Annotated in this window: 13 protein-coding genes; 11 read left to right on the top strand and 2 right to left on the bottom strand. The window is 48.7% G+C overall.

All coding sequences use genetic code 11. The annotated features are described in order from the left end of the window. Positions 1 to 58 precede the first annotated feature (58 nt). From rpsA to C2M35_RS10280, 6 genes are all read left to right on the top strand, one after another. Positions 59 to 1,726, top strand: a complete 1,668-nt coding sequence (rpsA, locus tag C2M35_RS10305) for a 30S ribosomal protein S1 (protein ID WP_105198899.1) — start codon at positions 59 to 61, stop codon at positions 1,724 to 1,726. 61 nt (positions 1,727 to 1,787) lie between these two features. Continuing rightward, a complete protein-coding gene (ihfB, locus tag C2M35_RS10300; RefSeq protein ID WP_105198900.1) occupies positions 1,788 to 2,072 on the top strand; it encodes an integration host factor subunit beta in 285 nt (94 codons plus the stop codon). Between the two features lie 25 nt (positions 2,073 to 2,097). Next, the gene (locus tag C2M35_RS10295; RefSeq protein ID WP_105259107.1) at positions 2,098 to 2,397 is read left to right on the top strand and encodes a lipopolysaccharide assembly protein LapA domain-containing protein; all 300 of its coding nucleotides are present in this window, start codon (positions 2,098 to 2,100) and stop codon (positions 2,395 to 2,397) included. 2 nt (positions 2,398 to 2,399) lie between these two features. Continuing rightward, on the top strand, positions 2,400 to 3,536 hold the full coding sequence (gene lapB, locus C2M35_RS10290; protein ID WP_105198902.1) for a lipopolysaccharide assembly protein LapB: 1,137 nt from the start codon (positions 2,400 to 2,402) through the stop codon (positions 3,534 to 3,536). Between the two features lie 11 nt (positions 3,537 to 3,547). Continuing rightward, complete coding sequence (gene pyrF, locus C2M35_RS10285; RefSeq protein WP_105265272.1) at positions 3,548 to 4,255, top strand: orotidine-5'-phosphate decarboxylase; 708 nt, start codon at positions 3,548 to 3,550, stop codon at positions 4,253 to 4,255. 1 nt (position 4,256) lies between these two features. Continuing rightward, entirely contained in the window at positions 4,257 to 4,643 is a 387-nt protein-coding gene (locus C2M35_RS10280) for a hypothetical protein (RefSeq protein ID WP_105198904.1), read from the top strand. Between the two features lie 11 nt (positions 4,644 to 4,654). Here C2M35_RS10280 and C2M35_RS10275 read toward each other — a convergent pair whose 3' ends face one another. After that, the gene (locus C2M35_RS10275; RefSeq protein ID WP_105265271.1) at positions 4,655 to 5,494 is read right to left on the bottom strand and encodes a CvfB family protein; all 840 of its coding nucleotides are present in this window, start codon (positions 5,492 to 5,494) and stop codon (positions 4,655 to 4,657) included. Next, positions 5,494 to 6,843 carry a DEAD/DEAH box helicase gene (locus C2M35_RS10270; RefSeq protein ID WP_105265270.1) on the bottom strand — a complete coding sequence of 450 codons (1,350 nt, stop codon included), beginning with the start codon at positions 6,841 to 6,843 and terminating at the stop codon, positions 5,494 to 5,496. Before C2M35_RS10270 ends, C2M35_RS10275 begins: the two co-directional genes overlap by 1 nt. 167 nt (positions 6,844 to 7,010) lie before the next feature. On the opposite strand from C2M35_RS10270, the gene trhO reads away from it, so the two are divergent. The 5 genes from trhO (at position 7,011) to C2M35_RS10245 (ending at position 14,054) form a co-directional block, all read left to right on the top strand. Continuing rightward, positions 7,011 to 7,997 carry an oxygen-dependent tRNA uridine(34) hydroxylase TrhO gene (gene trhO / locus C2M35_RS10265; RefSeq protein ID WP_105198907.1) on the top strand — a complete coding sequence of 329 codons (987 nt, stop codon included), beginning with the start codon at positions 7,011 to 7,013 and terminating at the stop codon, positions 7,995 to 7,997. Positions 7,998 to 8,146: 149 nt separating this feature from the next. Beyond that, positions 8,147 to 9,298, top strand: a complete 1,152-nt coding sequence (locus tag C2M35_RS10260) for a serine hydrolase domain-containing protein (protein ID WP_105265269.1) — start codon at positions 8,147 to 8,149, stop codon at positions 9,296 to 9,298. Beyond that, positions 9,298 to 9,627, top strand: a complete 330-nt coding sequence (locus C2M35_RS10255) for a hypothetical protein (protein WP_234000050.1) — start codon at positions 9,298 to 9,300, stop codon at positions 9,625 to 9,627. Before C2M35_RS10260 ends, C2M35_RS10255 begins: the two co-directional genes overlap by 1 nt. A 368-nt stretch (positions 9,628 to 9,995) precedes the next feature. Next, positions 9,996 to 10,964, top strand: a complete 969-nt coding sequence (locus C2M35_RS10250; protein ID WP_105265268.1) for an efflux RND transporter periplasmic adaptor subunit — start codon at positions 9,996 to 9,998, stop codon at positions 10,962 to 10,964. Between the two features lie 3 nt (positions 10,965 to 10,967). After that, on the top strand, positions 10,968 to 14,054 hold the full coding sequence (locus tag C2M35_RS10245) for an efflux RND transporter permease subunit (RefSeq protein ID WP_105265267.1): 3,087 nt from the start codon (positions 10,968 to 10,970) through the stop codon (positions 14,052 to 14,054). Positions 14,055 to 14,107: the final 53 nt, after the last annotated feature.

The following is a 14,107-nucleotide window of genomic DNA, read 5'->3' as shown; positions in this document are numbered from 1 at the left end:
TAACCCCGCTGAGCAGTGACGCGACGTGGAGAATTTAACTTATAGAGACGTATTAAGTATGTCAGAAAATTTTGCGCAGTTATTTGAAGAAAGCCTACAGGGTTTTGAAGCTCAACAGGGCTCAATCGTAAAAGGTACCGTAATCTCTATCGAGAACAACATTGTTCTTGTAGACGCTGGCCTTAAGTCAGAAAGTGCTATCCCTGCAGAGCAGTTCAAAAATACTGCTGGTGAACTAGAAGTTGCTGTTGGTGACGAAGTAGATGTTGCTCTAGATGCAATCGAAGACGGTTTCGGTGAAACTATCCTTTCTCGTGAGAAAGCGAAGCGCCACGAAGCGTGGATCCGCCTTGAGAAAGCATGTGAAGAAAACGAAACTGTTACTGGTGTTATCAACGGTAAGGTTAAAGGTGGTTTCACTGTTGAAGTTGATTCTATCCGTGCCTTCCTACCTGGTTCACTTGTTGACGTTCGTCCAGTACGTGACACAACTCACCTTGAAGGTAAAGAGCTTGAGTTCAAAGTAATCAAGCTTGACCAGAAGCGTAACAACGTTGTTGTTTCTCGCCGTGCAGTTATCGAATCTGAAAACTCACAAGAGCGTGAAGAACTTCTTCAGAACCTTGTTGAAGGTCAAGAAGTTAAAGGTATCGTTAAGAACCTTACAGACTACGGTGCGTTCGTTGACCTAGGTGGTGTTGACGGTCTACTACACATCACTGACATGGCGTGGAAGCGTGTTAAGCACCCTTCAGAAATCGTAAATGTTGGCGACGAAATCAACGTTAAAGTTCTTAAGTTTGACAAAGAGAAGACACGTGTTTCTCTAGGCCTTAAGCAGCTTGGCGAAGATCCATGGCAAGAAATTGCTAACCGTTACCCAGAAGGCGCTAAGCTATCTGGTCGTGTAACTAACCTAACTGACTACGGTTGTTTCGTTGAAATCGAAGAAGGCGTAGAAGGTCTAGTACACGTTTCTGAGATGGATTGGACTAACAAAAACATCCACCCATCTAAAGTTGTTTCACTAGGTGACAACGTAGACGTAATGGTTCTAGAAATCGACGAAGAGCGTCGTCGTATTTCTCTAGGTCTTAAGCAATGTAAAGCTAACCCTTGGCAAGAATTTGCTCGTCTACAAAACAAAGGCGACCAAGTTACTGGTAAGATCAAGTCAATCACTGACTTCGGTATCTTCATCGGCCTTGACGGTGGCATCGACGGTCTTGTACACCTTTCAGATATCTCTTGGAACACTCCAGGCGAAGAAGCTGTGCGTGAGTACAAGAAAGGCGACGAAATCACTGCTATCGTACTTCAGGTTGACCCAGAGCGTGAGCGTATCTCTCTAGGCGTTAAGCAAATCGAAGCTGATCCTTTCAATAACTACCTGGACGCAAACAAAAAAGGTGCTATTGTTAAAGGTAAAGTAACTGCTGTTGACGCTAAAGGTGCAACTGTAGAGCTTATCGAAGGCGTTGAAGGTTACATCCGTGTAGCTGACATTGCACAAGAGCGTGTTGAAGATGCAACTGCCGTTGTTTCTGAAGGCGACGAAATCGAAGCTAAGTTTGTTGGCGTAGATCGTAAGAACCGCGCTATCAGCCTTTCAGTTAAAGCGATTTACGAAGCTGAAGAAAAAGAAGCATTAGAGAAGTTGAAGGCAGACGAGCCTCAGTTCGAAAATGCTATGGCTGCTGCATTCAAAAATGCACAGAAAGACTAATATTTAGTCTTGTCTTAGGAAGGGCGTAAGCCCTTCCTTTGTAAGCCCCTAAGGAAACATTATGACCAAGTCAGAACTAATAGAACAACTTGCACAAAGTCACGCTCATATCCAAGCCCGCGATGTTGAGAATGCCGTTAAAGAAATTCTAGAACAGATGGCCGGTTCATTGTCTGAAGCCGAGCGCATCGAAATCCGTGGCTTTGGTAGTTTCTCTCTACATTTCCGTGCACCGCGCACAGGTCGTAACCCTAAGACTGGGGAAACCGTTGAGCTAGACGGTAAGTACGTGCCGCACTTTAAACCGGGCAAGGAATTACGCGACCGCGTTAACGCCAGTATTTAATCATCACGGATGGAGTAACCGCTGAGTGAAGGTTGTAAAGTTCATTCTGTTTGTACTGTGTATTTTTATTGCCTTTGTACTAGGTTCGCAAAATCCACAGCTAGTCCAGGTCAATTACCTTATTGCCAGCGCCACCATGCCATTAGCCGCGCTAATGAGCGTCTGTTTTATTGTCGGATTAGTCTTAGGCTGCTTTGTTAGCTTCCGCTTATTTTCAAAGTTAAAGTGGCAAAACTATCGCTTGCAAAAACGCAACGAGCAACTTTCCCGTAATGCCCAAGAGCAAAGTCAAAGTACCGCTCTGGCATCTGTAAAAGATAACTAGTTATGCTGGAGCTGTTGTTTTTACTCTTGCCCGTAGCCGCCGGTTACGGCTGGATCATGGGTAAAAACAGTGCTAAAAATCAAGCTCATCAGCACAGTCGTAAAATCACCGCAGAATACAGCAAAGGCCTAAAGTTTCTTCTCGATAGGGAAGACGATCAGGGTCTTGAGCACCTAATTCAACTTCTTGAAGTATCCGCCGACTCGGTGGAGCATTATTTGACTTTGGCGACCTTGTTTCGTCGCCGTGGCGAGCTGGATCGTGCCATTAAAATCCACGAATTGTTGCTTGAACACCCTAATCTTAACGAAGACCAGCTGACGACCTGTCGCCTGGAGTTGGCGCAGGACTATATCCTTGCCGGCTTATTGGACAGTGCCGAAGAGCACCTGCTTATTCTTATTAAGCAAAAACGACCTCAGGCGCTTGAGCCGCTAATTTCCTTGTATTCGCAGACCCGCGAATGGCACAAAGGCATTGCCTTGCATCAGCGTTATGCTCATCTATTTACCCAGCGTCAGCAAAAAATTGCCATAGCTAATTTTTATTGTGAAGCCGGTGCTGCGGATCATGCACCTGAGCTAATGTCGCAGGCTTTGGGCGTGGGTGAGCCGAGCGTACGTCCTCTGTATGAACTTGGGCAATTGGCCTATGAGCGCGAAGATTATGTGCAGGCCATTCATTATTGGCGTGATTTAATTTGCCAGTTTACCTTTAGCTCCCCCTTAGTGCTTGAGCGCTTAAGCAAGAGCTACCACCATTTGCAGCTAGAGCATCAGTTTGAACACTTGTTGGCCGAGCTGGTCGATAAAGGCGGTATTGGTCTTAAAATTCACTATTGCCAGCACTTGCTTGATGCCGGGCAGCGCAAACAAGCGGTTGAGTTCATCACCAAGAGTTTAAAGAAACAACCTAATATTCGCGGCTTTCGTTTTTTGCTACAATTACTTGCAGGGCAAAACGCGCAGCTTGATGAAGCGCTAAACCCAATAGATAAACTTATTCAATCATACATAGATACCAAAGCAGATTTTCAGTGTCAGCATTGCGGCTTTCAAAGTCACAGTCATTATTGGTTGTGTCCGTCTTGTCGTCATTGGGAATCTATGCAACCAAGCCGTGGGCTTGATGGTTTTTAAACAGGAAAAACATGAACGCTGTTGACTCTAAAAAAGTTCTTATCGCTTTAGATTACGATGATAAAGCCAAGGCATTGGCATTTGTACAACAATTATCTCCGGATAGCTGCCGCCTTAAAGTTGGCAAGGAAATGTTTACTCATTTCGGTCCGGAATTTGTAAAGCAATTGGTAGAGTTGGGCTTCGATGTATTCCTGGATTTAAAGTTTCACGATATTCCTAATACGGTTGCTAAAGCGGTAAAAGCCGCTGCCGAACTTGGTGTATGGATGGTTAACGTGCACGCCAGCGGTGGTGTGGAAATGATGCAAAAGGCCAAGGAAATATTAGTACCTTTTGGCGATAAAGCACCCTTGTTAATTGCCGTGACCGTGCTTACCAGCATGGATGAAATGCAATTAAAACAATTAGGTATTGAAAAGACCCCGCAAGAGCAAGTATTGTATTTAGCAGAGTTAGCCAAGCAGGCAGGCGTTGATGGTGTGGTGTGCTCGGCGCAAGAAGCGCAAGCGCTTAAGCAACACTTAGGTGCTGACTTTAAACTGGTAACGCCGGGGATCCGACCAGCAGGCAGTGATGCGGGCGACCAAAAGCGCATTATGACGCCAAAGCAGGCGATTGAAAGCGGCAGCGACTACCTGGTAATAGGGCGTCCAATTACCCAGGCTGAAGACCCGGTTGCCGTATTGAAAGCCATCAATGAGAGTCTAGGAGACTAAGGTGAAATATTTAGTGTTTATCGCTGCCCTGGCGGCGGCTGGGTATTATTACCTTGAACACACAAGGTCTCAAAGTAATGCCTCAGCGCTGAATCTAGTTCTCTCCGAGGCTAGAAAGGGTGAGGTTGACCTTTTTGCCTTGAAAGACGCGCTGACAAAACATGTGTACGCTATTTGCGACAGCAATTCCAGCAGGTTGCTTGAAAGCGAGCGCTCGGTGAGTGATTGTGAGCAGCTTCATGACATCAAGCATGCCGAGTGTAATGAACGTGTTTTTCGCCTGGCACCACTAACCATAACGGATAGAGATGAGGTGGTTGATTACGCTAAGCGCTATGTACGCTGCTCCCTGCCTTATGAAGATTTAAGCTATCAGCCGATTAAATAAAAAACGCGACCTTAAGGTCGCGTTTTTAGTTTTATCTGTGTGGCTTCGATATCAATCAGCCCGTCTTTAAACAAGCCGCCTATGGCCTTTTTAAAGTTGGCTTTTGAGGTGCCAAACTGACGCTTAATTGCCTCTGGGGTGGACTTATCGCCTAAGGGCAGGATGCCGCCTTGATTATTTAGTTCATCAAGGATCTGCTGCTTCAGAGGATCGATTTTCGCCATCCCAGGCGCTTCGAGCAGGATATCAATTTTGCCATCTTCACGACACTGCTGCACATAGGCTTTTAAGCGTTGGCCGACAAAGAGGTTCCGGTGCACGCGGTTGTGGAAAATAAGACCCCAGTGCAGCTCATCGACTATTACTTTAAAACCAAGGTCGGTTTTCGCCGCTACTATGATCTCAACCTGATCCCCGTTTTTATAATTTGGCTTGGCGCGACCAACAAACTTGTTAAGATTGCTCGATGCGCAAATACGCTTTGAGGCGTTATCCAGGTAAAGTTTTACCAGATAGCTGCGCTCGGGTTGCATGCGTGGCTTTTGCTCATTAAAGGGCACCAGTAGATCTTTTTCTAGACCCCAATCCAAAAAGGCGCCGATTTGATTCACTTGTTTTACCTGGAGCAGGGCAAAATCACCCACCTGGGCTCTGGGTTTAGTGCGGGTCGCCGTTGGATGGCCCATGTTATCCAGGTAAACAAACACGCTTAGGCTATCGCCGCGCTCAATCTCATCCGGGGTCTGCTCTGCGGGTAGGAATACTTCACCCAAGTCTGGGCTGTGTAAATACAGGCCTTCGCCGGCTACTTCATCGACAAACAGGGTTTGCCATTGTCCTAAGCTACTCATTATTCTTCCTCATCCTGCATCGGTTTTGGTTTACGCTTTAGTGAGCCCATGGCATTAGGGTCAAATGGCGCGGCAATGGGTTTTCTAGCCTTAGCGGCAGGACCCTTACGCGATTTAACTTTTGCTGATTTATTGCCTTGTGCTGCCGTTTTATCTGCTTTTTTAGGCTTGCTGATCTTAGGCTTAGGCTGGGTAAAGCCTTTAAATTTACCTACCAGGCCTTCGATTTTACTAAAAGGCAGAGGACGGCGCATAAACTGGTTAATGGCTAAATAGCTTTGCCAGTCTTTCGGGCCTACCAGGGAAATGGCTGAGCCCTTAAATCCGGCGCGACCGGTACGACCTATGCGGTGGATGTATTCTTCGGCGTTTTTCGGTAAATCGAAATTAATAACATGGGTCACATTTAAAAGATCCAGCCCGCGCGAGGCGACATCTGTGGTGATAAGCACTTGGTAAAGGCCACGGCTGAAACTATCCATGATATCCAGGCGCTTATTTTGTGCCAGGGTACCCTCAAGCGCTACGGCCTTTAAGCCTTGCTTGCTGATTTTATCACACAGGCGCTGGGTATCTTCGCGGGTGGCGGTAAAGATAATGCACTGACCTAAGCCTTCTTCGTTGGCAAGAAGATGGTCAAGCAGCGCTTCTTTATGGTCGAGATGATCCGCTAAATACAGGCGTTGGGAGATATCACCATGCTCGTCGGTGGCAGCGCTGATGCTTACACCCTTAGGGTTTTTCAATAAATTGCGCGATAGGGCACCTACTTGAGCGTGCTCTAAGGTAGCCGAAAACAACAGACTCTGGCGCAGGCGGTGGTCGGCGCTTTTATTGATAAGTTCGACTTGCTCACTAAAGCCTAAATCAAGAATACGGTCAGCCTCATCGAAAATCAGCATTTCCAGACCGGCCAAGTGTAAAGAGCGGTCTTCGAGGTGATCGGCAATACGTCCCGGGGTGCCAACAACAAAATGCGGGTCTTTGCGCAGTGCTTTCACCTGATCGTTATAATTCTCACCGCCGAGCACTTTTACGGCGCTCAGGGCGGTGCCGGCAATCAGCAAACGCAGTTGGGTATAAACTTGGGTCGCAAGTTCACGGGTAGGAGTAACGATCAACACCCGAGGGTCGCGCTTTGATAAGGCCTTTTGCTTCATCACCCTTTGTACCGCAGGTAACAAAAACGCCAAGGTCTTGCCCGAGCCGGTTTTTGATTGCGCAAATAAGTCGTACCCGGCCAACGCCAAGGGAATAGCTTGGGCTTGAATATCGGTAGGTGTGGTAATGCCCTGGTGCGTTATTTGTGCACACAGGCGCGTATCGATACCCAAATCACTGAATTGCAAATTCACTCTCCAACAAAAAATACAGTTAATACAGCGCTATTATAACGTATTGCGACGGCCCTCTGGCAGCTAATTTTGCGTTTTCAGCCATTATGGGTAAAATACGCCTCCCTAATGCGCCGGATTTACGATTCGGTAGAGTTAAAAGCAAATAAATAGGTATATTAATGTCACAACAATACGTCGTGTGTGCGCTTTATAAGTTTGTCGCGCTTCCTAATTTTGAACAAATTCGTCAACCTCTTCTTGATGTGATGCTGGCCAATGATGTACGCGGTACATTATTGCTTGCCAACGAAGGTATTAACGGTACGGTCGCCGGTAAGCGCGAAGGTATCGATGCCTTACTGGCCTGGCTAGATAAGCAACCGAACCTGGACAATATCGTTTCTAAAGAATCTTTTGATGATGAATGTCCTTTCTACCGCACCAAGGTAAAGTTGAAAAAAGAAATCGTTACCATGGGTGTTGAAGGTATCGACCCGCGTGAAGTGGTGGGCACTTATGTGAAGCCGAAAGACTGGAACGCCCTGATCAGCGACCCTGATGTGGTATTGGTAGATACCCGTAACGATTATGAAATCGAAATCGGTACCTTTGAGAACGCGGTTGACCCTAAAACCAAGACATTCCGCGAGTTCCCAGCCTGGGCCGAGCAAAACCTTGACCCGAAAAAGCATAAAAAGGTCGCCATGTTCTGTACCGGTGGTATCCGCTGTGAAAAGTCCACCGCCTATATGAAAGAACAGGGCTTTGAAGAGGTGTATCACCTTGAAGGCGGTATCTTAAAGTACTTGGAAGAAGTGCCGAAAGAAGAAACCATGTGGCAGGGTGAGTGTTTTGTATTCGATAACCGCGTAGCCGTTGATCACGACCTGAACAAGGGTCAATACGACCAATGCCATGCCTGTCGCATGCCTATCACCGAAGATGACAAGCAAAAGCCGGAATATATGCAGGGGGTTTCTTGCCACCACTGCCACGAAAATGTCAGCGATGAGCAGCGTGCCCGTTTTGCTGAGCGTCAAAAGCAAATCGAGCTGGCCAAAGAGCGTGGCGAAGGCCATATTGGTCATGAAGCCCAGGAAATGCTGCATAAGCGCAAAGAGCTAAAGCAGCAGCTTAAAGACCAACAGCGCGCAGCAAATAAATAATTTAATTTTATATACTTAAAAAAGGAAGCGACTATCGCTTCCTTTTTTTATGGCTAAGGCTTAGAGTTTACGAAAAGGATCCGTATTAACAGAAGGTTAGTAGCTTCTGTTGGCAATAGATTAAACCGCATTGTCGGTAGAGGGATGATATGAAACGCGCGCCACTTGCCATATTACTTGCATTCAATTTAAACACTGCTAGCGCGTCGCTTAGCTCAGAGATTGATAGCATCATGGACGCTGCTATCGACAAGGACGCACCAGGATGTAATTTAGGAATAAGTCATCAGGGCCAATTTATTCACAAACGCGGATATGGATTGGCTAATCTCGAGTTAGACGTTCCCTTGGATGGCAACCAGGTTCACCGAATGGCATCGGTTTCTAAACAGTTTACTGCTATGGCCGTGTTGCTCTTGGTTCAGCAAGGAAAGATCGACTTAGATCAAGACATTCGAACTTATCTGCCAGCGCTAAGGGAGTATCAAAGCAAGGTCAGTATTCGCCAAATGTTAGGGCACACCGCAGGAATGGGAGATTATGACCTTATTGCGCCTTCCTATGAAGGGGAAGTAAGTGATAAGGCAATAGAGTTAAGATCCGCGGCCGGAGGGCAATTTCGTCTCGGTAATGAAGATTATCTAACCATTGATGAATTCTATAATGTCGTAAAAACCGTACCGTTAGCGCAGGAACCCGGCAAGGAATTCAAATATTCGAACCTGGCTTATTTTCTTCTTTCTATGCTCGTCGAAAAGGTTTCTGGCAAATCACTGCGGCAGTTTTCTTCAGAGCAGATGTTTACCCCTTTGGGAATGAAACACACTTTTTTTAGTGATAACCCCGTCGAGGTGGTAAAAAACCGAGCTTCGGGTTACAAAAAAGAGCCTGACGGTACCTATGTAACCGACATGACCAATCTATTCTGGGTCGGGGATGGTGGCCTGCATACCACTCTAGACGATTTATTAATCTGGAATAATCAATTTACTACGCCAAGCTTGGGTCAGGATCCAGAACAGTTGATAGCCATGATGAACACGCCTAACGCCAATATTGGTCCCTCAGCTGCATCGAGCTATGCCAATGGTCAGTTTATCAGTGAATTTAAAGGGTACAGGGAGTTTGCTCACTCTGGGGGGTGGCTTGGAACTACCACCTATTTTGCACGATATCCGCAATTAAAATTGTCATTTGCATTGATGTGCAATGATGTCTCTAACGACAATGTTTTCAGCGCTTATAAAGCGATTAGGGACAAGGTATTTAATGAAGTATTAAACAAAAAGGAAGATAAATAGTGAAAAAAGGACTCATGATTGCGTTTTTAGCCCTGCTGCTATTTGGATGCAGCAAGCCAGTACCTTCGGATAGGCAAGCTTATGTAGGTGTATGGGAAAGTCCTGAGATGAGGTTACTGATACTCGCCGATGGCACGGTCGATTATAAACGACTTAAAAATGGTGGCACAACCTCCATAAACGCGACTTTACAAGAGTTTGAAGGCGATGACTTTATCGTTGGCTTTGGATTTATCAATACCCGCTTTTCGGTAACGCAGCCGCCTCAGGAGGTCGATGGTCAGTACCAAATGGTTGTCGATGGGGTGTTACTGACCAAAAAAATGTAATGATTAGATAGAGGGGTATGTGACCCCTTTTTTAATATTCTTTTCCCGGAAGCGGGTGCAAATCCATTTCCTCCCTCAATTATGCGAGCGCGGTTCAGCGAAAGTAAAGATATGTAAAACCGGCTTTCAAGGCCGATGATTTGTGATCTAATGCTATTAATTAGTACGTATCTGTAATGCGTTAATGTAACTAGTCGCGCTATATCGGGAATTGACCGAAGCTAGGGAGAGTCTCAGAGCGACGAGCTGTTACACTCACACAACAGGATTATTACCCTAATAGCCGACATGAGTTGGTATATAACAAAGAAGGAAGGTTCAGTTTGCGACAGCTTTTCAGTGCAATTATTTGTAGTTTAATAATCACTATGCCAGCGCTCGCTAAGGCCACCAAAGTAGTGGTGGAAAATGTGAGTTTAGAGCACTCACAGCAAGAGGTTCAGGCGGTCGGCAGTGCCGAGGCCATTCATTCAGTGGTCTTGTATCCGGCCGTGGGCGATAGGGTCACAGGGGTTCACTTTACGCCGGGACAAAAGGTCGGATCTGGAGCGCTTTTGCTTGAGCTGGACTCACGCTTGCAGCGCGCGGCGTTGGAAGAGGCCAAAATCCGTTTGGCCGATGCCGAGCGCACCCTGGAGCGTTTGCAAAACAGCTTTTCCAAGGGCGCCATTCCTAAAAGTGACAGAGACAATGCGTTAACGGCACGGGATCTGGCCAAGGTCGCGCTGACTAAGGCCCAAGCCGAGCTTGAAGACCGTCAGGTGCGCGCGCCTTTTGCCGGCGTGATGGGGCTTACCGATGTGGAGGTGGGTGACCGCATCAGCGCGCAAACCGCCATTGCCAGCATAGATGACATCACTTCCTTGTATATCAATTTCAACGCTCCAGAGGCGGCCTGGACCATGCTCAGAGCCGGCGCTGAAGTGAGCGTACAGCCTTGGCAGCAACAAGAGGCGATTACAGCGAAAATCGCGCAGCTTGATTCACGTATCGATGCTGACTCGCGCACTCTTAGGGTTAAAGCCCAGATAAATAATTCCGACGCGCTTTATATTCCCGGTATGAGCTTTCGTGTGCGGTTAAGTATGCAGGGCGACGCCTACGCCGTGGTGCCAGAAGCGGCGCTGCTTTGGGGCGCAACCGGCCCTTATGTATGGAAAAGCGTGGATAATGTAGCCACTCGAGTGGATGTGAAAATTGCCCAGCGCCTTTCCGGACGTCTCTTGGTCAGCGGTGCCCTAGATGAAGGCGAGCTACTGATAGTTGAAGGCGTGCAGCGTTTACGCGCCAATCAAAGCGTAAAGTTTGAGCAGACTCAGTTGGCGGACAGGAATTAAGCCATGAGCGAGCAAATTAATACGCAAATTCAAGACTTGCCTTCAATGGCGATACGCCGGCCAGTGCTAATAGTGGTGTTGAACCTGCTGATCATCATAGCCGGTATCGCCGCCATTGCTGGCGTTGAGGTACGGGAGTTGCCGGATGTCGACCGTCCACGCATTACCGTTTCTGCCTCATTCCCAGGTGGCTCACCGGAAACCGTAGACACAGAAGTCACCAGTAAACTTGAGGGCGCCGTGGCCCGCGTCAGTGGTGTTAAGTCTATTCGCGCCCAAAGTGAAGAGGGCAGTGCCCGTATCAGTGTTGAGTTTCGCCCAGGTATCAATCTCGACGATGCCGCCAATGAAACCCGGGAATCAGTATCCCGGGTACAAAGAGAGTTGCCAGAAGAGGTAGAGCGGGTGTCCATTATCAAGGCCGATAATGATGCCGAAGCCGTGGTGTCTCTGACTGTAAGCAGCGAAACCCTGTCCTTGGAAGCGCTCACCGAGCGCGTGGAAACCGACTTGGCGCCGCAGTTTTTGACCATACCCGGCGTTGCCGACGTGCGCCTTAACGGCGACCGTGAGCGGGTGATGCGGGTGCGCATCGATCCCTTAAAGCTAAGCAGCTTTAACCTTACTATCCCGGATGTGGCGGCGGCGCTGCGCCAGGCGCCTTTTGATGTGCCAGCGGGCAGCTTAAAATCCGATGACCAACAGCTTATCGTACGTGCCGATGCCACCTCTGTCAGTGCCGAGCAGGTAGGGGACATCATAGTCCGCGGCGATACCCGTATTGCCGATATTGCTGCCGTTTATTTCGGCCCCGCCGATCCGCGCTCCATGGTGCGTTTAGACGGCAAGCCGGTGATCGGCATGGAAGTCATTCGTCAGGCTCAGTCCAATACCATAGAAATTTCCGATGAAGTTCTCTTGTTGCTTGAGCGCATGCGCGAGCGTTTTCCGCAAATGGAATTTACCCTGACTTCGGACGATGCTCAGTTTATTCGCAGCTCGGTGGATGAGGTGCTTAACTCCCTGGTGCTGACCATAGTGCTGGTGGTGATCACCCTGTGGGTCTTTATCGGCTCATGGCGGGCAACCCTGGTACCGGCTTTTGCCATTCCGGTGGCGCTTATCGGTTCACTTGCTCTTATTTGGGCGCTGGGCTTTTCAATCAATATTCTTACCCTGCTGGCCCTGGTACTGGCCACAGGCCTGATTGTTGATGATGCCATAGTTGTGAGCGAAAACATCCAGCGTCAGCGCAGCATGGGCCTTGGCCGCCGCGCTGCGGCTGTGGTAGGCACGCGGGAAGTGTTCTTTGCCGTGGTTGCCACCACGGCCGTATTGGCCGCCGTGTTTGTGCCCATCGCCTTTTTGCCTTCTACCGCCGGGCGCTTATTCCGTGAATTCGGTGGTGTGCTGGCTGGGGCCGTGATCATCTCCAGCTTTGTCGCCTTATCTTTGGTCCCGGCCTTAACCTCAAAATTAAAGCCAAAATCCGGTGGCCGTCATCCTTTTGCTAAATTGGGTAATCGATTGGCGGGTGCTTATCAGTGGTGCATTAGGAAGGTGTTAGACCATGCCTGGGCGACCTTTGCCGTTTCCCTGCTTGTCGCCGCTGGCTCAGGAGCCCTGTATTTACAGCTTGATAATGAACTTCTGCCGTCTGAGGACAGGGGTAAAATACGTATTTTTGCCCGTGGCCCGGATGGCGTTGGTCTGAACTTTATGGACCGTCAGGCGAAACAGATGGAAGACGTGCTTCTCCCTTATGTGCAAAGTGGTGAAATCGAGTCCATCTATACCGTGGTGGGACAATGGGATCCGAATATTGTCTTTATTACCGTGCCGCTGAAGCATTGGGACGAGCGCCATTTCAGCCAACAGGAAATTATCAACAAGCTGCGGGCCCCCTTAGGGGATATTCCCGGCGCTCCGGCGCGGGCATTTGGCTCAAACAGTCTGAACTTACGCGGTCAAGGTGGTGGCGTTGAGTTGGCCTTGTTAGGTCAGGACTACAAGCTTATCTATGCTGCGGCCCAGGATTATGTCAAGGCGGTAGAGCAGGCCATTCCTGAGGTGGCGCCGGTGCGTATTTCTTATCAGCCGTCGCAGCCGCAGCTCAGAGTGAATATCGATCGCCGCCGCGCTCAGGAGTTAGGCGTAGAGCTAAGTGATATCGCCGTAACCCTGCGTGCCGCCATCAACGGCGACGATGTAGCTGACTTGAACGTTGGCGACCAATCCATTCCTATTATGTTGCAGGCACAGAACCGCACCATCAATTCGCCAAGCGATCTGGCCAACCTCTATGTGGGTAGTGGCAATGGTCAACTGGTACCGCTAAGCTCGGTGGCCACCATCAGTGAAGAAGGCGTGGCTGCAGAGTTAGGGCGCCATGCTCAGCGCCGCGCCATCGAAGTGGATATGCAGTTGCCAGCGGATATGGCCATGAGTGATCTGGTTGATCAGCTCCGTGATATTGGTGAAAACACCTTGCCCAGCAGCGTAACTCTGGCCTTTAAAGGGGAAGCGCTCACCTTTGAGGAAACCGCCAATGAGGTGGTGCTGACCTATGTGCTGGCTTTTGTCATAGTGCTTTTGGTGTTGGCGGCTCAGTTTGAGAGCGTCAATAGCGCCGTGGTGGTGATGATCACTGTGCCCTTTGGCATTAGTTCGGCAATTTTGGCCTTGTATCTCACCGGTACCTCGCTCAATATTTTCTCGCAAATCGGTCTGGTGATGTTGATTGGCCTTATCGCCAAAAACGCCATCTTGCTGGTGGAATTTGCCGACCAGCTAAGAGATAAAGGCTACCAGGTGCGTGAAGCGGTTGAGCGGGCTGCTCTGGTGCGCCTGCGCCCAATAACCATGACCTTGGTTTCCACCTTGCTCGGAGCCTTGCCATTAATTCTCTCTACCGGCGCCGGCGCCGAAGCCCGTAGCGCCATCGGTTGGGTTGTTTTCGGTGGCTTGGCCCTGGCGGTACTCTTTACCTTATTCCTCACCCCTGTGGTGTATTTAGGCCTGGCACGCTTTACCAAGCCAAGGGCGGATGAGAGTAAACAACTCGCCGCCGAGCTTGAGCAAGCCTCCTGATCTGAATGTCCGCGAATATCGCGGACATTTTTTTTTACCCCAATTTATATTAA

It is taken from the genome of Pseudoalteromonas sp. T1lg76, from assembly GCF_002964725.1.
In the GTDB taxonomy this organism is placed as follows: Bacteria; Pseudomonadota; Gammaproteobacteria; order Enterobacterales; family Alteromonadaceae; genus Pseudoalteromonas.
Note: the sequence above shows the minus strand (reverse complement) of the source record. Positions and strands in the feature narration are given on the sequence as shown.

Coding starts and splice junctions, on each gene's coding strand:
- rpsA (WP_105198899.1), top strand. CDS start 59: ATGTCAGAAAATTTTGCGCAGTTATTTGAAGAAAGCCTACAGGGTTTT.
- ihfB (WP_105198900.1), top strand. CDS start 1,788: ATGACCAAGTCAGAACTAATAGAACAACTTGCACAAAGTCACGCTCAT.
- lapB (WP_105198902.1), top strand. CDS start 2,400: ATGCTGGAGCTGTTGTTTTTACTCTTGCCCGTAGCCGCCGGTTACGGC.
- pyrF (WP_105265272.1), top strand. CDS start 3,548: ATGAACGCTGTTGACTCTAAAAAAGTTCTTATCGCTTTAGATTACGAT.
- C2M35_RS10275 (WP_105265271.1), bottom strand. CDS start 5,494: ATGAGTAGCTTAGGACAATGGCAAACCCTGTTTGTCGATGAAGTAGCC.
- trhO (WP_105198907.1), top strand. CDS start 7,011: ATGTCACAACAATACGTCGTGTGTGCGCTTTATAAGTTTGTCGCGCTT.
- C2M35_RS10260 (WP_105265269.1), top strand. CDS start 8,147: ATGAAACGCGCGCCACTTGCCATATTACTTGCATTCAATTTAAACACT.
- C2M35_RS10250 (WP_105265268.1), top strand. CDS start 9,996: ATGCCAGCGCTCGCTAAGGCCACCAAAGTAGTGGTGGAAAATGTGAGT.
- C2M35_RS10245 (WP_105265267.1), top strand. CDS start 10,968: ATGAGCGAGCAAATTAATACGCAAATTCAAGACTTGCCTTCAATGGCG.